This window comes from Streptomyces sp. NPDC017448, from assembly GCF_044330565.1.
GTDB lineage: Bacteria > Actinomycetota > Actinomycetes > Streptomycetales > Streptomycetaceae > Streptomyces.
The window spans coordinates 154136-169812 of record NZ_JBIRLM010000004.1; the positions used below are offsets into that span (position 1 = coordinate 154136).

Below are 15677 nucleotides of genomic sequence, written 5' to 3' on the forward strand. Positions count from 1 at the left end.
CCACAAGCCCGGTAGGCGGCTCAGAGGAAGAAGGAGCTCGCCTCCGTGGCGTCCCACCGTCGTCCCAAGCAGCCGAGCCGCACCCGCGTGACCGTGCTCACCGCGACTGCCGCCGCGGCCGTGGCCCTGTCCTCCCAGGCCGCCCACGCCGACCCGAAGCCCAGCAAGAGCGAGGTCAAGGCGAAGGTCGACAAGCTCTACCACGAGGCCGAGGCCGCCACCGAGAAGTACAACGGCGCCAAGGAGCAGCAGGACAACCTGAAGAAGGAAGTCGACGCGCTCCAGGACAAGGTCGCCCGCGGCCAGGCCGAGCTGAACACGCTGCGCACCGAACTCGGTTCGATCGCCACCGCGCAGTACCGCTCCGGCGGCATCGACCCCTCCGTGGCCCTCTTCCTCGCCTCGGACCCGGACAGCTTCCTCGACCAGGCCTCCGCGCTCGACCAGTTGACGGTCAAGCAGACGGAGTCGCTGCAGAAGATCCAGGCCAAGCAGCGCACCCTCGCCCAGCAGCGCCAGGAAGCGCAGGACAAGCTCGGCGACCTCGCCGACGTCCGCAAGGCGCTCGGCGAGAACAAGAAGAAGTACCAGGGCAAGCTGGCCGACGCCCGGCAGCTCCTCAACACGCTCACCGTGGCCGAGCAGAACAAGATGAAGCAGGAGGAGCAGCGCGCCAGCCGCGACGCCGGCGAGCGGGTCGCGCTCGGCAACGAGGCCCCCGCCTCCAACCGCGGCGCCGCCGCCCTGGCCGCCGCCGCCACCCAGATCGGCAAGGCGTACGTCTCCGGGGCCACCGGCCCCAACTCCTACGACTGCTCCGGGCTGACCCAGTGGGCCTTCGCCCAGGTGAACGTCCACATCAGCCGGACCACGTTCACCCAGCACAACGACGGCACGAAGATCGGCCGCAGCCAGCTCCGCCCCGGCGACCTGGTGTTCTTCAACAACCTGGCGCACGTCGGCTTCTACGCCGGCAACAACCAGATCCTGCACGCCCCGAAGCCGGGCGCCTTCGTCCGCTACGAGTCGATGGACTACATGGGCACCTTCCAGTTCGGCGTCCGCATCTGACACCGGAGCGCACCCGGGAAACCCGTGACGGCACGCCCGAACGAGGGAATCCCCGAGCGCCGCACTGACACCCCCGCCCCGCCGGAGACCGAGGTCACCGGCGGGGCGGCCGTGTGAGGCCGTCCTTCCGCCCCCGGCGCGGTCCTTGGCCGCCGCGTGACCGGCCGATTACTGTCTGGCTGCTGCGCAGCTCCCGGACTCCGTCCGCCCGCCCGGGCGGCAGGGGCTGCGCACCACCGCGTCAGCGGAAGGGAGTGCGGCTACCTGTGGTGTCCCATCGCCGTTGCACACAGTCCGGCTTCACGAGAGGCGTCCGGACCACGGTCATCTCGGCGGCCGCCGCCACCGCGGCGGCGACGCTGACCGCGGCGCCGGCCGACGCCGACCCGAAGGAGACCCGGCAGAGCGCGAAGGCCGCCGTCGACCGCCTCTACGAGGAGGCCGAGCGGGCCACCGAGCGGTTCAACGCGGCCGGGGAGCGCGTGGAGCGGCTGCGCGGTGAGGCGGACCGCGCCCTGGACGCCACGGTCCGGGGCCAGGAACGCGTCAACCGGATGCGCGACCAGCTCGGCGCGATGGCGGGCGCCCAGTACCGCACCGGCTCCCTCGACCCCTCCCTGGTGCTGCTGCTCTCCGGCGACCCGGACAGCTATCTGGAGCGGGCCGCCGCCCTCGACCGGGCCGGGGCCCGCCAGGCGATCACCCTGGACAAGCTGCGGCGCGCCCAGCGCACGATGGCGCAGACCCGGGCGGAGGCCACCCGCGCCCTGGCCGGCCTGGAGCGCAACCGGGCCGCCGTCGCCCGCCACAAGCGCGCCGTGGAGGCCAAGCTCCGCGAGGCCCGCCGGCTGCTCGACTCGCTGCCGCCCGAGGAACGCGCCTCCTTCGACCGGGCCTCGCGCTCCGGACGTGAGGGGCTGCCCGACCCCGCCGGCCTCGGCCCCGCCTCCGGCCGTGCGATGTCCGCCGTCGCCGCCGTCCACCAGGCGCTCGGCAGACCCTACGTCTGGGGCGCCAACGGCCCCTCCGGGTTCGACTGCTCCGGTCTGATGCAGTGGGCCTACGCCCAGGCCGGGGTGAGCCTGCCCCGCACCTCCCAGGCCCAGCGCTACGCCGGCCGCATGGTGCCGCTCTCCCAGGCGCAACCCGGCGACCTGGTCGCCTACCGGGCCGACGCCAGCCACATCGGCATGTACGTCGGCAACGGCCAGGTCGTCCACGCCCCCTATCCGGGCGCCGCGGTCCGCTACGACCCGGTCGGCATGATGCCCGTCTCCTCGGTCACCCGGATCTGACCGTACGATCGGCGGGTGGCCGTACGAGGACGTGACGCACGCGGGGGAGACGCCCGGAGGCGGCGGCGCGCGGCGGGCCCGCTGCTGGCCGCGCTCCTGGCCGCGTCCGCCTGCAGCTCCCCCGACGGCCGGGACGCCTCTCTCACCACGGGGGCCCTCGACGCCACCCTGGAGCGCCGGGCCGCCGCCGTCCTCGCCCACGACCGGGCCGGCTACCTCGCCGCCCTCGCCCCGGAGGCCGCCGGGCTGCGGGCCGCCCAGCGCACCGAGCTGGACCGGCTCTCCGACGTCCCCCTGAAGTCCTGGACGTACGAGGTCAAGGGCATCACCCGGCAGGACGGGCAGCGGGCCGCCGCCGAGGTGGAGCTGCGCTACCGGATCGCCGGCTACGACACCGCCCCGGTGGCCACCCGCCGCGTCCTGGAGCTGACGCGCGACGGCGACCGCTGGTACATCACCGCCGACCGGCCCGCCGAGGGAGCCTCCGGGCAGCTGTGGCAGCAGGGGGACGTGGAGGTCGTCGAGGGGGCCCGCAGCATCGTCCTGGGCGTCGGCCGGAGCGGTGAGGAGCTGCGGCAGATCGCCGACACCGTGGACCTCGCCGTCCCCGCCGTCTCGGACGCCTGGCCGCGCCCCTGGGCCCGCCGGGTGGTGGTCCTGGTCCCCGAGTCCGTGGAGGCCATGGCGGAGCTGCTGGGCTCGCCGGAGACCGCCTACCGGGGCATCGCCGCCGTCACCACCGGCGAGGTCGGCGGCACCGGCCGGCGCCCCGCCATCGCGGACCGGGTGATCGTCAACCCGCAGGCGTACGCCACCCTCGGCAGCTTCGGGCAGCGGATCGTCCTGACCCATGAGACGACCCATGTCGCCACCCGGACCAGCACCTCGACGGCCACCCCCGTCTGGCTCTCCGAGGGCTTCGCGGACTGGGCCGCCTACCGCCACGAGGACCGGACCGCCGACACGATCGCCCCCGAGCTGGCCGAGGCCGTCCGCGACGGCCGGACCCCCGCCGCGCTCCCCGCCGACCGGGACTTCGGCTTCGACGGCGATCCGGCGAAGCTGGCCGGGGCCTACGAGGGCGGCTGGCTGGCCTGCGAGCTGATCGCGGAGCGGTGGGGCAAGGAGAAGCTGATCGCCTTCTACGAGACCGTCGGCGCGCACGAGGGCCGCGAGGGAGCGGTGGAGCAGGGGCTGACGTCGGTGCTCGCCACCACCCTCGAACAGTTCACCGCCGACTGGCGCGACTACCTCGCCGCCCGGCTCGGCTGACCCCCGGGCGCCGCGGACGCCCCGGTACGCGGCCTCCCCGGCACCGTCGAGCGCCACAGCCGCCGCCCCGCGACCAGCGAGGCCGCCACCAGCAGCCCGTTGCGTACGACGAGGAGCGCCACGCCCCACGCGTCGCTCGCCACCACATGGCCGAAGCCGAGCGGGAACTCCAGCAGCGTCACCCCCGCCGACACCACCACCAGGACGGCCGGAAGCGTCATCGCCGCCCCCCGGAACACCAGGCACACCGCGGCGAGTCCGACCAGCCACACCACGTACTGCGGGCTGATGACCCGGCTGGTGACCGTGAACAGCAGCACCGCCGTGAACGCCGCCTCGGCCGGGGTGTGCACCGCGAAGACCCGCGCCCGCCACCGCCACAGCAGCAGCCAGCCCAGCGCCAGGGCCGCGAGCCCCAGCGCCAGCGTCGACACCAGCTCCACGTGCGGGCCGAGGAACTCCATCGAGCCGTACCGCAGTTCCACCCGCCCCTCCCAGCCGAAGTGCCGCGCCACGTGGAAGACCAGCGCCCCCAGCGACTCGACCTCGGTGCCCCGCTCCCGCTGGAAGGCGAGGAACGCGAACGCCCCCGGCATCCACAGCGCGAACGCCGCCGAGAGCCCCGCCGCGCCCAGCGCCGCCGACGTCCAGGCCGCCCGCGTCGGCCGCCCTTTGCGCACTCCGGCCAGCAGCAGCGCCGGCCACCCCTTCAGCAGCGCCCCGAACGCCGCCAGCGCCCCCAGCGCCCGGGGCCTGCCCACCCCGGCCAGGAGCGCCGCCACCGCGACCGCCGTCACCAGCAGGTCGTAGCGGGCGTAGACCGTGGGCCCCAGCAGCGGCACCCCCGCCACCCACACCCAGGCGCCCGCCGCCCGCCTGCCCGGCCGCCGCCCCGCGTACAGCAGCAGGCCCAGCACCAGCGCGTCGCAGACCAGCACCACCACGAAGAACGCGGTCGCGTACTCCCAGAACGGCAGCAGGGCGGGGGAGAGGATCGCCAGGGCCGCGCCGGGCGGGTACTGCCAGGTGACGTCGTCCAGGGGGTACGTGCCGCTCAGCAGGGTCCCGTACCAGCCCCGGTAGATCACCGAGACGTCCACCGTGACGTCCGGGCCGGCCACCGTGACCACCTTGAACACGCAGGCCAGCAGCCAGGCCCGGGTCAGCGCCCAGACCGCGTACGGCCACGGTCCCGCGCCGGTGGGTGGTCGTCCCGTCATCGCCGCACCTGTCGTCGCCCGTATCCGGTCCCCCGGCCGCTCATGATGCCGCCGGGAGACCGCGGGAGCGGTGAAGCGCGGCCGTTCGGTACTGTCGGCGGCGATGGACAAGACCTTGATCGTGACCAACGACTTCCCGCCCCGCCCCGGCGGCATCCAGGCGTTCCTGCACAACATGGCGCTGCGCCTGGACCCCGACCGCGTCGTCGTCTACGCCTCCACCTGGAAACGCGGCGAGGAGGGCGCGGCGGCCACCGCCGCCTTCGACGCCGAGCAGCCGTTCACCGTGGTCCGCGACCGCACGACGATGCTGCTGCCGACCCCGCGCGTCACCCGCCGGGCCGCCGCCCTGCTGCGCGAACACGGCTGCACCTCCGTCTGGTTCGGCGCGGCGGCCCCGCTCGGCCTGATGGCCCCGGCGCTGCGCCGCGCGGGCGCCCGCCGCCTGGTGGCCACCACCCACGGGCACGAGGCGGGCTGGGCGCAGCTGCCCGCCTCCCGGCGCCTGCTGCGCAGGATCGGGGAGGGCACGGACACGATCACCTATCTGGGGGAGTACACCCGCTCCCGGATCGCCGCCGCCCTCACTCCGGACGCGGCCGGCCGGATGGTCCAACTGCCGCCCGGCGTCGACGAGAAGACCTTCCATCCGGATTCCGGCGGTGACCGGGTCCGGGCCCGCCTCGGCCTCTCGGACCGCCCGGTCGTCGTCTGCGTCTCCCGGCTGGTGCCGCGCAAGGGCCAGGACACGCTGATCCTGGCCATGCCCGCGATCCTCGCGCAGGTCCCGGACGCGGTGCTCCTGATCGTCGGCGGCGGGCCGTACGCCGGGCAGCTGAAGCGGCTCGCGGTGGAGACCGGCGTGCAGGACGCGGTCCGCTTCACCGGGCCGGTGCCCTGGGCGGAGCTGCCCGCCCACTACGGGGCCGGGGACGTCTTCGCGATGCCCTGCCGGACCCGGCGCGGCGGCCTCGACGTGGAGGGGCTCGGCATCGTCTACCTGGAGGCGTCCGCGACCGGGCTGCCCGTGGTGGCCGGCGACTCGGGCGGCGCCCCGGACGCGGTGCTCGACGGCGAGACGGGGTGGGTGGTGCGCGGCGGCAGCGCCGAGGAGGCCGCCGACCGGATCGTCACACTGCTCGGCGACCCGGAGCTGCGGCAGCGGATGGGGGAGCGCGGCCGGGCCTGGGTCGAGGAGAAGTGGCGCTGGGACCTGCTGGCGGAGAAGCTCACCGCCCTGCTCTGACGGTACGCACGCCGAAGGGGCCCGCACCCGGTCGTCAGGTGCGGGCCCCTTCGGCGTACGTAGACGGGAGGCCGCTCAGCCGCGGTAGATCGACTCCACCTCGTCCGCGAAGTCCTTCGCCACGACGTTCCGCTTCAGCTTCAGCGACGGCGTTATGTGGCCCGCCTCCTCGGTGAACTGGGTCGGCAGGATACGGAACTTGCGCACCGACTCGGCCTTGGAGACCGCCGCGTTCCCGTCGTCCACCGCGCGCTGCACCTCGGCCAGCAGCTCCGCGTCCTCGCGCAGCGACAGGGCCGTCGAGCCGGCCGGTTTGCCGTGCTCCTCGGCCCAGCGGCCGAGGAACTCCTCGTCTAGCGTGACCAGCGCGCCGACGAACGGGCGGCCGTCGCCGACCACCATGCACTCCGCGACCAGGGCGTGCGCCCGGATGCGGTCCTCGATCACCGCAGGGGCGACGTTCTTGCCGCCCGCCGTCACGATGATCTCCTTCTTGCGGCCGGTGATCGCGAGGTAGCCGTCCTCGTCGAGCGTGCCGATGTCCCCGGTGTGGAACCACCCGTCGGCCAGCGCCTCGGCGGAGGCCGCCTCGTTGTTCCAGTACCCGGTGAACAGGTGCTCGCCGTGGAGCAGGACCTCGCCGTCGTCCGCGATCCGCACCACCGAACCGGGCAGCGGCTGGCCGACCGTGCCGATCTTCGGCCGGTCCCACGGGTTGAACGCGGTGGCCGCGCACGACTCGGTCAGGCCGTAGCCCTCCAGGACGGTGAAGCCGATGCCCCGGTAGAAGTGGCCGAGCCGCTCGCCCAGCGGGGCGCCGCCGGAGATCGCGTACTCGCCGCGCCCGCCGAGGACGGCGCGCAGCTTGCCGAAGACCAGCTTGTCGAAGAGCTTGTGCTTGAGCCTCAGCCCCAGGGCCGGGCCCTGCGGGGTGCTCAGCGCCCGGCTGTAGGCGATCGCCGTGTCGGCGGCCCGGTCGAAGATCTTGCCCTTGCCGTCCGCCTGCGCCTTGGCGCGGGCCGCGTTGTAGACCTTCTCGAAGACCCGCGGCACCCCCAGCACCAGCGTCGGCCGGAAGGCGGCCAGCTCGTCGGTGAGGTTCTTGATGTCGGGGACGCAGCCGAGCTTGATCGGCGCCATCACCGACGCCACCTCGACCAGCCGGCCGAAGACGTGCGCGGCGGGCAGGAACAGCAGCACCGAGCACTCGCCCGTGCGGAAGAGGGGCTTCAGCCGCTCCACCACGTTGCCGCACTCCGCGAAGAAGCTGCGGTGGGTGAGGACACAGCCCTTGGGGCGGCCCGTGGTGCCCGAGGTGTAGACGATCGTCGCCGGATCGTCCGCCTTGGCGCTGCGCATCCGCAGGTCGCTGGTCTCCTCGGAGACCTCGGCCCCCGCCCTGCCCAGCGCCTCCACCGCGCCGTCGTCGATCTGCCACACATGCGCGAGATCCGGCAGCGCCTCCCGTACGGAGGCCACCGCGGCGGCGTGCGCGTCGCTCTCCACGAACACCGCCACCGCCCCGGAGTCGCCGAGGATCCACTGCACCTGCTCGGCGGAGCTGGTCTCGTACACCGGCACGGTCACCGCGCCCGCGCTCCAGATCGCGAAGTCCAGCAGCACCCACTCGAAACGGGTGCGCGACATCAGGGCGACCCGGTCGCCGGGCTGCACGCCCGAGGCGATCAGCCCTTTGGCGGCGGCTCTCACCTCGGCCAGGAACCGGGTGGCGCTGACGTCCGTCCAGACGCCGGCGACCTTGCGGCTCATGACCGCGACATCGGGATGCTGAGCGGCATTGCGGCGGATGAGATCCGTCAGGTTGCCGTCCGTCGGGACCTCGTACAGGGCCGGAAGGCTGAACTCGCGCAAGACTGCTGCTCCTCATCGGGCTCCGGTGCCACGGCTCTGTGTGACGCACCGGCTGCGGTCCGAGAACGGCGGGTGCTCAGGGGGGTGAGCACGCCTGGACTGCCCGGACGTTACCCACCGGTACGCGGTTCCGGATAGGGGGTTCCGGCCAGATGTCTTATGCATCACACATATAAATGGCCCTTTCGCGCACAGTAGTCCACCGCCGTCCCGACGTGGAAGTAACCGCAGGTCCGGACGGTCTACCCAGCCGGGGAACCGGCACCCTAGGGTGATCCCATGCGAGGCAGCGAATCGGTCGACGGAGGCTCGGCCGCCCGGTCCACCCGAATCCACGTGGTCAGCGACGTGCACGGAAACACCGAGGCCCTGGCCCGCGCGGGAGAGGGCGCCGACGCCCTGGTCTGCCTCGGTGACCTGGTGCTCTTCCTCGACTACGCGGACCACTCGCGCGGCATCTTCCCCGACCTGTTCGGCGTGGAGAACGCCGACCGCATCGTCGCCCTGCGCACCGCCCGCCGCTACGACGAGGCCCGCGCCTTCGGCCGCGAGCTGTGGGCGGGCCGCGACCGCAACGCGGAGATCCTCGGCGCGGTACGCAGGCAGTACGCCGAACTCTTCGCGGCCTTCCCCTCCCCGACGTACGCCACCTACGGCAACGTCGACGTCCCCGACCTGTGGCCCGAGTACGCCCGCCCGGGCACCACCGTGCTGGACGGCGAACGCGTCGAGATAGGCGGCCGGGTCTTCGGCTTCGTCGGCGGCGGCCTCAAGACCCCGATGAACACGCCGTACGAGATCAGCGACGAGGAGTACGCCGCCAAGGTCGAGGCGCTCGGCGAGGTCGACGTCCTCTGCTCGCACATCCCGCCCGACGTCCCCGAGCTGACGTACGACACCGTCGCCCGCCGCTTCGAACGCGGTAGCCGCGCCCTGCTGGAGGCGATCCGCTCCACCCGCCCCCGATACGCGCTTTTCGGCCATGTTCACCAGCCGTTGGTCCGCCGGATGCGCATCGGCGCCACCGAGTGCGTCAACGTCGGCCACTTCGCCTCCACCGGAACCCCCTGGGCGCTCAGCTGGTGAACGCGGGCCGCCGGGCCGCGGCCCGCGGCGCCCCGGGCACGCGATAGCCTGCACACCGGCAGAGCTCTGCCGAACGGGACCGGTTACACCGCACTGGAGGGCCACGGCGATGGCTGAACACACCAGCTCGAGCATCACGATCGAGGCGGCGCCGGCCGACGTCATGGGCGTGATCGCCGACTTTGCCCGCTACCCGGAGTGGACCGGCGAGGTGAAGGAGGCCGAGGTCCTCGCCACCGACGACCAGGGCCGCGCCGAGCGGGTCCGCCTCGTCCTGGACGCCGGGGCGATCAAGGACGACCACGTCCTCTCCTACACCTGGACCGGCGAGAACGAGGTCAGCTGGAGCCTCGTCAAGTCCCAGATGCTGCGCTCCCTGGACGGCACCTACGCCCTCGCCCCGCTCGCCGGCGGCACGCGCACCGAGGTCACCTACCGGCTCGCCGTCGACGTCAAGATCCCGCTGCTCGGCATGATCAAGCGCAAGGCCGAGAAGGTCATCATCGACCGCGCCCTCGCCGGTCTGAAGAAGCGCGTCGAGTCCGCCCCGCAGAGCTGAGCCCCGTGCGCACGGTCCTGGTCACCGGCCCCGGCGGCGCGGGCCGTACCACCACCGCGGCGGCCACCGCCCTGGCCGCCGCCGCGGACGGCGCCCGCACCCTGCTGCTCTCCGCCGAGGCCATACCCGGCTTCCCCGCCGCCACGGAACCCGCCCGGGTCACCGGCCTGCTCGACCACGCCCGCATCGACTCCGGCGAACACTTCCGCGCCGAACTCACCGACCTCCAGAACCGGGCCTCCGGCGTCCTGGACCTGCTCGGCGCGGGCCGGCTCGACGGCGAGGAGCTGACCGAGCTCCCCGGCTCCCCGCAGCTCGCCCTGGTGCACGCCCTGCGCCGCGCCGCCGAGGGCGACTGGTCCGGCTACGACACCCTCGTCGTCGACCTCCCGCCGCTGACCGAGGCGCTGGCCCTGCTCGCCCTCCCGGAACAGCTCCGCCGCTACCTGCGCCGGCTGCTCCCCGCCGAACGCCAGGCGGCCCGTGCCCTGCGCCCGGTCCTCGCCCAGCTCGCCGGGGTTCCGATGCCCGCCCAGTGGCTGTACGAGGCCGCCGCCCGCAAGGACGCCGAGCTGGCCGCCGTACAGGCCCTGATCGAGGACGGGGCCACCACCCTCCGGCTGGTCGCGGAGCCGGGCCCGGCCGCCGAGGACGCCCTGCGCGCCGCCCGCACCGGCCTCGCCCTGTACGGGCTCCGCACCGACCTGCTGGTCGCCTCCCGCGTCCTGCCCCGCCACTCCGCGGACCCCTGGTTCGCCGCGCTCGCCGCCCAGCAGGACAAGTGCCTCGACCACTGGCGCCAGGACCTCCCCCCGGACCTTCCCGTGCACGAGGCCGCCCACCTGGGCCGCGACCCGCACGGCCCGGACGACCTGGCCGCGCTGGAGATCCCCGCCCCCGACGACCGGACGCCGGGCCCGGCCGGCGACCCGTGGTGGACCGAGGAGGAGCCGGCCGCCGACGGCGGAGCCACCGTCCTCACCTGGTGCCTGCCGCTGCCCGGGGCCGCCAAGGAGCACCTGCGCCTGGTCCGCAGGGGCGACGAACTCCTCCTCACCGTCGGCCCCTTCCACCGGGTCGTGCGGATCGCCTCCGCGCTGCGCCGGTGCGCCGTCTCCGGCGCGGCCCTGACCGACGGGGTGCTGCGGGTGCGGTTCACCCCCGATCCGGCGCTGTGGCCGCGCACCACCTGAACCGCGTGGGGCCGTTCGGGTAACGTCGGTGGTACGTGAACGGCAGGCCGACCGTCGGCCGCCCGCGCCGCAGGAGCCCGCCATGAGTGAAGCCACCGATCGTCCCGTCGACGGCGACGCGTGGGCCGACGCCTGCGCCGAGGACCTCGCCGCCGAGCAGGCCCGCCGCCGCGCCCGGTACGGCCCCCCGCCCGGATCGGCCGCCGAGGAGCTGCGCAAGCTGGTGGACGCCGTCGCCGACAAGGTCTCCTCGCTCCAGACCCCGCTGCTGGGCATCGCCGCCCAGGGCGCCCTCCAGCAGGCCGTCCGGCAGGCCAGGTCCGCCGTCGAACCGGTCATCGAGCGCAACCCGCAGGTCTTCGACCACCTCGCCGCCGCCGGCGGCGAACTGCTCGCCGCCTACCGCTCCGCGGTCGAGGGCCAGGAGAGCCGCTGGACCCGCACCACCGAGGGCGCCTCGGGCGGCGGCCCGGCGAAGAAGCCCGCGGAGGAGCCCGCCGGCCCCCGCGAGGAAGGCCCCTCCGGCCCCGAACGCATCGACCTGGACTGACCGGCTCCGGCCGGTCCGGGGCCCGGCCTCGGGTACGGTTGGCCCTAGCGGGGCTCGACCGGAACTGAGGGATTCATGGGACTCACCATCGGCGTCGATATCGGCGGCACGAAGATCGCGGCTGGAGTGGTCGACGAAGAGGGCCGGATCCTCTCGACGTTCAAGGTGGCGACCCCGCCGACGGCCGAAGGCATCGTCGACGCGATCTGCGCGGCGGTCGCCGGAGCGAGCGAGGGCCACGAGGTGGAGGCCGTCGGCATCGGCGCCGCCGGCTACGTCGACGACAAGCGCGCCACCGTCCTGTTCGCACCCAACATCGACTGGCGCCACGAGCCGCTCAAGGACAAGGTCGAACAGCGCGTCGGCCTGCCCGTCGTCGTGGAGAACGACGCCAACGCCGCGGCCTGGGGCGAATACCGCTTCGGGGCCGGCCAGGGCCACGAGGACGTCATCTGCATCACGCTCGGCACCGGCCTCGGCGGCGGCATCATCATCGGCAACAAGCTGCGCCGCGGACGCTTCGGCGTGGCCGCCGAGTTCGGCCACATCCGGGTCGTCCCGGACGGCCTGCTCTGCGGCTGCGGCAGCCAGGGCTGCTGGGAGCAGTACGCCTCCGGCCGCGCCCTGGTCCGGTACGCGAAGCAGCGCGCCAACGCCACCCCCGAGAACGCCACCGTGCTGCTCGGCCTCGGCGACGGCTCGGTGGACGGCATCGAGGGCAAGCACATCAGCGAGGCCGCCCGCCAGGGCGACCCGGTGGCCATCGACTCCTTCCGCGAACTGGCCCGCTGGGCCGGCGCCGGACTGGCCGACCTCGCCTCGCTGTTCGACCCGTCCGCGTTCATCGTCGGCGGCGGCGTCTCGGACGAGGGCGAACTGGTCCTCGACCCGATCCGCAAGTCGTTCCGACGCTGGCTGATCGGCGGCGAATGGCGTCCGCACGCCCAGGTGCTCGCCGCGCAACTCGGCGGCAAGGCAGGGCTCGTGGGCGCGGCCGACCTCGCCCGCCAGGGCTGAGCGCACCTCCCGCACGACGCACCGACGCCCGCCGCCGCCCTCCGGGGCCGCGGCGGGCGTCCGCCGTATCGTGGCCCGCATGGTCCTGACGCCCCTGCCCGACCCCCGTACCGAGGCGGACGGTTCAGCCGTCATCCGCGTGCTGAGCTACAACGTCCGCTCGATGCACGACGACACCGAGGCCCTGGCCCGGGTCGTCCGCGCCTGCGCCCCCGACCTGGTCCTCGTCCAGGAGGCCCCGCGCTTCTTCCGCTGGCGCAAGGCCGCCGCCCGGCTCGCGAAGAGCAGCGGCCTGGTGGTGCTCAGCGGCGGGGCCACCGCGGCCGGGCCCCTGCTGCTGTGCTCGCTGCGGGTCGCCGTCGAGCGCACCGAGGACGTCCTGCTGCCGCTCACCCCCGGCCTGCACCGCCGGGGCTTCGCCACCGCCGTGGTGCGGATCGCCGGGGCCCGGCTGGGGGTGCTGAGCTGCCATCTGAGCCTCCAGCGCGACGAACGCCTCGCCCAGGCGGAGCTGCTGCTGGAGCGGTTGGCCGCGATGGGCGTGGAGCACGCCGTGGCGGGCGGCGACCTCAACGACGGCCCGGACGGGAAGGCGTTCCGGCAGCTGGCCGGGCCCCTCCAGGACTGCCGGGCCGCCGCGCCGTGGGGCGGGGAGCCGACGTTCCCGTCCGAGGAGCCCCGCAAGCGCATCGACGCGATCTTCGCGACCCCGGGCATCGAGGTGCTCGGCTGCGGGGCGCCGACCGGGCTGCCCGGCGTGAGCGAGGACGACCTGAGGGCGGCCACGGACCACCTGCCGGTCCTGGCCGCCCTCCACGTCCCCGCCGCCCGGTGACTACACGACCGCGCCGCGCCCCGGGTCGCCGTAGGTGTCGTCATCGTCGTCGTGCGGCATCCGGGCCACCAGGGTGGCGAAACCGCCGAGGAAGCCGCCGATGCACAGCGTGGTGAGCCACCACGTCATCTCCCACCGGAACAGCACCGCCACCAGCATCAGCACCGGCCCGCCGATCACCGCCAGCCAGGCGAACTTCGCCGTGACGTCGGCCTCCGGCAGCGGCGGCGGCTCCGGGGGCACGAAGTGGCCCTCGTCCCCGTCGTCCGGGTCGTCGACGCCGTCGTCCTTCGACTCGGGCAGCTCGTAGTCGCGCGGACCGGCGACACCGGGCGCGAAGACCACCGAACTGCCCAGCGGCTTCTTCTCCGGCGGCTTCGGCGGCGTCTTCCCGGACCCCTTGTCCGCCGGGCTCCCGGCGGAGCCGTCCGGCCCCACCGTGTTGCGCCGGCCGTCCTCCGGCAGGGCCAGGTCCTCGACCGCCTTGAACGGCTTGGCGCCCGGCGGGTCCGGCGGCTCCTCCCCGTACCCCGCGACGATCGCGGCCCACGCCGCGTCCTCGTCGATCGCCCGCTCCTGCTCCGCTCCCTCGGCCCCGGCCGGCTTCGCCGTCCCCTCCGGGACGGCCGCCGGCTCCGTGGGGCGCGGTTCGCGCTCCTCGTCGCCGCTCGTGCGCTCCGCGTCGTGCTCAGCCACCGGACGTGCTCCCCTTCATCCCGACGTTCGGTGCGAGACGGCCGATGAACCGGAAACTCTCATCGAAGATCCGCTCCGCATCATGGTCCAACGTCGCCACGTGGTAGCTCTGTTCCAGCAGGATCTCCTCGACGTCCGTGGACGAGATCCGGCTCAGGATGCGCGCGCTGTCGGCGGGCGGCACGACATGGTCCTGCGGACTGTGCAGCAGGACCAGCGGCTGGGTCACCTGGGGCAGCTCGCCGTCGACCAGCGCCAGGAACCTCCGCAGCGAGTGGGCGGCGTGCAGCGGCACCTTGGTGTAGCCCACCTCGTGCGAGCCGGGCAGCGCGATGTCGTCGGCCACGCCCTTCGTCGTCCGCACCAGATGGCGGGCGACCGGCAGCGCGTACGCCGAGAGCCCGTGCACCTTGTTGGCCGGGTTGACCAGCACCAGCCCGCTGATCGCGTCGCCGTGCTTGGCCGCGAGCCGCAGGGACAGCGCCCCGCCCATGGAGAGCCCGAAGACGAAGACCCGCTCGCACTTCTCCGCGAGGATCCGCAGCTCCCGGTCCACCTCCGCGTACCAGTCCTGCCAGCCGGTGACCGCCATGTCCTCCCAGCGGGTGCCGTGGCCCGGCAGCAGCGGCAGCGAGACCGTCAGCCCGCGCTCGGCGAGATGGTCCGCCCAGGGGCGCAGCGACTGCGGGGATCCGGTGAAGCCATGGCAGAGGAGGACGCCGACCTCTCCGCCCTCGTGGCGGAACGGCTCGGCTCCGGGGAGGACCGGCACCAGGGTCTCCTGTTCGTGGGGCGGGGCGGGGGAGGGCGCACCTGGGGGAGTGCTTGACGGATGGCTTCACCGTACGCGACCGGACCGACACCGACCAGGGCCGTCACGGCTCCGCCCGGCGCCCCGCGGGCCCGGCGGGCCCCGGGCCGGACGGGGGAGGGGGCGGCCCCACAGGCTAAGGTCTACGGACAGCACACAGGAGGCACCAGAGTTGATCTACGGCGCAATGAAGTTCTCCATCGGCGGCTCCCTGAAGCTCGCCTTCCGGCCCTGGGTGGAGGGCCTGGAGAACATTCCCGCGCGCGGTCCGGCGATCCTCGCGAGCAACCACCTGTCGTTCTCCGACTCGTTCTTCCTGCCGGCCGTGCTGGACCGCAAGGTCACGTTCATCGCCAAGGCCGAGTACTTCACCGCCCCCGGGGTCAAGGGCAGGCTCACCGCCGCCTTCTTCAAGGGCGTCGGCCAGCTCCCCGTCGACCGCTCCGGAGCGCGCGGGGCGGGCGAGGCGGCGATCAAGGCCGGCATCCAGGTCGTCGAGAGCGGCGGCCTCTTCGGCATCTACCCCGAGGGCACCCGCTCGCCCGACGGCCGCCTCTACCGGGGCAAGCCCGGCGGGCTGGCCCGGGTCGCGCTGGCCACCGGAGCGCCCGTCATCCCGGTCGCCATGATCGACACCGAGAAGATCCAGCCGCCCGGCCAGGTGGTGCCCAAGCTGATGCGCCCCGGCATCAGGATCGGCAAGCCGCTCGACTTCAGCCGTTACCAGGGCATGGACGGCGACCGCTTCATCCTGCGCTCGGTGACCGACGAGGTCATGTACGAGATCATGAAGCTCTCCGGCCAGGAGTACGTCGACGTCTACGCCACCGCCGCCAAGCGCCAGATCGCCGAGGAGGCGAAGGCCAGGGCGGAGGAGGCCAAGCGGGAGCGGAAGCAGGCTGCCGCGGACGGAAACGGAACGGAACGGTCCGGCGCGTAACCGCGTCGTCCACC

15 protein-coding genes are annotated in these 15677 nt (G+C 73.9%); 11 read left to right on the plus strand and 4 right to left on the minus strand.

Going from position 1 to position 15677, the window contains the following annotated elements:
• The first annotated feature begins 45 nt into the window (after positions 1 to 45).
• The 3 genes from ACH4K1_RS09695 (at position 46) to ACH4K1_RS09705 (ending at position 3638) form a co-directional block, all read left to right on the plus strand.
• The gene (locus tag ACH4K1_RS09695; RefSeq protein WP_398088119.1) at positions 46 to 1071 is read left to right on the plus strand and encodes an NlpC/P60 family protein; all 1026 of its coding nucleotides are present in this window, start codon (positions 46 to 48) and stop codon (positions 1069 to 1071) included.
• 266 nt (positions 1072 to 1337) lie between these two features.
• Positions 1338 to 2366, plus strand: coding sequence for an NlpC/P60 family protein (locus tag ACH4K1_RS09700; RefSeq protein ID WP_398088121.1), 1029 nt, complete (start codon positions 1338 to 1340; stop codon positions 2364 to 2366).
• Positions 2367 to 2381: 15 nt separating this feature from the next.
• On the plus strand, positions 2382 to 3638 hold the full coding sequence (locus ACH4K1_RS09705) for a hypothetical protein (RefSeq protein WP_398088123.1): 1257 nt from the start codon (positions 2382 to 2384) through the stop codon (positions 3636 to 3638).
• Here ACH4K1_RS09705 and ACH4K1_RS09710 read toward each other — a convergent pair.
• Entirely contained in the window at positions 3614 to 4858 is a 1245-nt protein-coding gene (locus tag ACH4K1_RS09710; RefSeq protein ID WP_398088125.1) for a glycosyltransferase 87 family protein, read from the minus strand. The two genes, ACH4K1_RS09705 and ACH4K1_RS09710, sit on opposite strands and share 25 nt — an antisense overlap.
• Before the next feature lie 103 nt (positions 4859 to 4961).
• Between ACH4K1_RS09710 and ACH4K1_RS09715 the strand changes: the two genes are divergently transcribed.
• A complete protein-coding gene (locus ACH4K1_RS09715) occupies positions 4962 to 6104 on the plus strand; it encodes a glycosyltransferase family 4 protein (protein WP_398088127.1) in 1143 nt (380 codons plus the stop codon).
• Between the two features lie 75 nt (positions 6105 to 6179).
• Here the strand turns inward: ACH4K1_RS09715 and ACH4K1_RS09720 are convergent, their stop codons facing one another.
• Entirely contained in the window at positions 6180 to 7976 is a 1797-nt protein-coding gene (locus tag ACH4K1_RS09720) for an AMP-dependent synthetase/ligase (protein WP_398088129.1), read from the minus strand.
• A gap of 279 nt (positions 7977 to 8255) precedes the next feature.
• Between ACH4K1_RS09720 and ACH4K1_RS09725 the strand changes: the two genes are divergently transcribed.
• The 6 genes from ACH4K1_RS09725 (at position 8256) to ACH4K1_RS09750 (ending at position 13216) form a co-directional block, all read left to right on the plus strand.
• The gene (locus ACH4K1_RS09725) at positions 8256 to 9062 is read left to right on the plus strand and encodes a metallophosphoesterase (protein ID WP_398088131.1); all 807 of its coding nucleotides are present in this window, start codon (positions 8256 to 8258) and stop codon (positions 9060 to 9062) included.
• 109 nt (positions 9063 to 9171) lie between these two features.
• Positions 9172 to 9621 (plus strand): SRPBCC family protein, encoded by a 450-nt coding sequence (locus ACH4K1_RS09730; RefSeq protein ID WP_398088132.1) that lies wholly within the window; start codon positions 9172 to 9174, stop codon positions 9619 to 9621.
• Between the two features lie 5 nt (positions 9622 to 9626).
• Positions 9627 to 10814, plus strand: coding sequence for an ArsA-related P-loop ATPase (locus tag ACH4K1_RS09735; RefSeq protein WP_398088133.1), 1188 nt, complete (start codon positions 9627 to 9629; stop codon positions 10812 to 10814).
• 82 nt (positions 10815 to 10896) lie between these two features.
• The gene (locus tag ACH4K1_RS09740; protein ID WP_398088135.1) at positions 10897 to 11364 is read left to right on the plus strand and encodes a DUF5304 domain-containing protein; all 468 of its coding nucleotides are present in this window, start codon (positions 10897 to 10899) and stop codon (positions 11362 to 11364) included.
• 75 nt (positions 11365 to 11439) lie between these two features.
• Positions 11440 to 12381 carry an ROK family glucokinase gene (locus ACH4K1_RS09745; RefSeq protein WP_073769379.1) on the plus strand — a complete coding sequence of 314 codons (942 nt, stop codon included), beginning with the start codon at positions 11440 to 11442 and terminating at the stop codon, positions 12379 to 12381.
• A gap of 79 nt (positions 12382 to 12460) precedes the next feature.
• The gene (locus ACH4K1_RS09750; protein WP_398088136.1) at positions 12461 to 13216 is read left to right on the plus strand and encodes an endonuclease/exonuclease/phosphatase family protein; all 756 of its coding nucleotides are present in this window, start codon (positions 12461 to 12463) and stop codon (positions 13214 to 13216) included.
• On the opposite strand, the gene ACH4K1_RS09755 is transcribed toward ACH4K1_RS09750, so the two are convergent.
• Together ACH4K1_RS09755 and ACH4K1_RS09760 are read right to left on the minus strand one after the other, a co-directional pair.
• Positions 13217 to 13912, minus strand: coding sequence for a hypothetical protein (locus tag ACH4K1_RS09755; protein WP_398088138.1), 696 nt, complete (start codon positions 13910 to 13912; stop codon positions 13217 to 13219). It lies immediately after the preceding gene.
• A complete protein-coding gene (locus ACH4K1_RS09760; protein ID WP_398088140.1) occupies positions 13905 to 14684 on the minus strand; it encodes an alpha/beta hydrolase in 780 nt (259 codons plus the stop codon). The genes ACH4K1_RS09755 and ACH4K1_RS09760 overlap by 8 nt, the downstream gene beginning before the upstream one ends.
• A 211-nt stretch (positions 14685 to 14895) precedes the next feature.
• Between ACH4K1_RS09760 and ACH4K1_RS09765 the strand changes: the two genes are divergently transcribed.
• The gene (locus ACH4K1_RS09765) at positions 14896 to 15663 is read left to right on the plus strand and encodes a lysophospholipid acyltransferase family protein (RefSeq protein WP_398088141.1); all 768 of its coding nucleotides are present in this window, start codon (positions 14896 to 14898) and stop codon (positions 15661 to 15663) included.
• Positions 15664 to 15677 lie beyond the last annotated feature (14 nt).